The organism is Moorena sp. SIO3I6 (assembly GCF_010672095.1).
The window spans coordinates 1-1,553 of the sequence record NZ_JAAHHU010001210.1 but is presented as its reverse complement, the minus strand read 5'-3'; the positions used below and the strand labels follow the sequence as shown (position 1 = coordinate 1,553).

Sequence of the window (1,553 nt, the reverse complement as noted above, 5' to 3'; positions counted from 1 at the left end):
ATGACTTCCTTGATCGGTGTTTGGGGCTGCACCACGATCGGCTCGCGGGTCATAACTTCAGCAACAGTTTTGGCCATGGGTGTTTAAGGGTTTTGAATGGTGTACCGGGTGATAACTCTATTTTCCCACTGCCTTAGTCTAGAAGGTGACAGCAGTCTGAAAACTTTATTGTTCATTAAGCTTTGACCATTCAACTCGCTCCCCAAAAGCTCCGCGTTAATTCTATTGCCCCAGGGCCAATCGAAACACCCCTCTGGTCAGATGTTGGTTTAACACCAGAACAACTGCAATCCGTTGCTAAGCAGGTCAATAATCGCCTCATCCCAGAAGAAAGATTTTGATTCACCAGCAGATATTGCTAAAGCAACCGTTTTTCTTGCCTTGCTGAATCTTCGCGCTGAATAGGAGTAGAGTGGGCATCCTGCCCGCCCGAAAATATATTGAAACTGGCAAGATGCCAGTTCTACGCAAGATGCCAGTTTCATGCTTATTGCCCATTCCACAGGTGCGACCCGTAAATTGAAAATGCGATTGACCTTGGCCCAAAGGCCACGCTAAAAGCGATTGACCGTAGGTCACGCGGGGCGCGATCGCTATGTAAGTATATGCGCGTAGCGCTAATCGCTGACCGCTGATAGCTGATAGCTGATAGCTTACATCGCTATTGTGATTACTTGACATTTAAGGCAATTACCACATCTCCTAGAAAATTTTCTGGATTAAGAAGGCAAATAATCTGGAAAAAACTCCTGTTTCATCCGTTGACAATATTGACAGAGATTTTTGAATTGAGATACGCGATCAATAATCATACTCTTGAAAGGAGGTAAAATCATGTTTCCAATATAACCATAAGCCGTTGCATCTAAAGTGGTCGGTTTATCCCCCATAAAAAATGGTTTATCTGCTAAATAATCAGACAGGGCTTGAAAATCAGCATTAATAATTTGACAAATTTCCTTCTCGGAGTGACGACCCATTCCCTGTTCATAAATCTGATTAGAAATGGACTTTCGCACCTGTTGGAAAAACTGTTCCGATTCTGGTGTCGAGCTTCCATCAAAATAGAGATTCGTTAATGCTTGTTTGTATACTTGCCAGTTTTCTTCAATGTTCATACTAATATAAACCTCTCCCCAATACGTATTTTCTTTCAGCATCCGCCGAAAAGCTAAGGATATTGCTTTTTCGGTTGAGGTCAAATCGCGGTCAGGATCTATGCCCTCTTTTTCCTTAAGCATCTCGATAATTAGGGTGGAGTCTCCGATCAGTTTTCCTTCATAGTCTATAAACGGAACTTTGCCTTTGGGAGCTTTAGCAAAGTCCTTAGGAATCTCGATATCGTAAGCAATATTAGCTATACGCAGCCAAGTTTCCAATTTCATACAGGGTGGACTAATGCTCGGTAATCCCCAGAAAGGTGGTGCCTTATACAAAGTAATCATAAAAGTAAATTTGGTTCGATATTACCAATAACTATTATAGCAATTATACGACTTTTGAGGTACAAATTTCTGGTTTTTATGGAGCAGGGAGCAGGGAGCAGGGAGCAG

At 42.3% G+C, this 1,553-nt stretch carries 3 protein-coding genes; 1 reads left to right on the top strand and 2 read right to left on the bottom strand.

All coding sequences use genetic code 11. From position 1 onward, the window contains the following. The first annotated feature begins 182 nt into the window (after window positions 1-182). Window positions 183-341 (top strand): SDR family oxidoreductase, encoded by a 159-nt coding sequence (locus F6K49_RS47775; RefSeq protein ID WP_293055826.1) that lies wholly within the window; start codon window positions 183-185, stop codon window positions 339-341. Between the two features lies 1 nt (window position 342). On the opposite strand, the gene F6K49_RS47770 is transcribed toward F6K49_RS47775, so the two are convergent. After that, window positions 343-681 carry a hypothetical protein gene (locus F6K49_RS47770; RefSeq protein WP_293109598.1) on the bottom strand — a complete coding sequence of 113 codons (339 nt, stop codon included), beginning with the start codon at window positions 679-681 and terminating at the stop codon, window positions 343-345. A gap of 38 nt (window positions 682-719) precedes the next feature. Continuing rightward, window positions 720-1,445, bottom strand: coding sequence for a glutathione S-transferase family protein (locus tag F6K49_RS47765; RefSeq protein WP_293109595.1), 726 nt, complete (start codon window positions 1,443-1,445; stop codon window positions 720-722). Window positions 1,446-1,553: the final 108 nt, after the last annotated feature.

What these genes read in the sequence shown, in the direction of transcription:
- F6K49_RS47765 (WP_293109595.1), bottom strand. Translation starts at nt 1,445, where the DNA reads ATGATTACTTTGTATAAGGCACCACCTTTCTGGGGATTACCGAGCATT.
- F6K49_RS47770 (WP_293109598.1), bottom strand. Translation starts at nt 681, where the DNA reads ATGTCAAGTAATCACAATAGCGATGTAAGCTATCAGCTATCAGCTATC.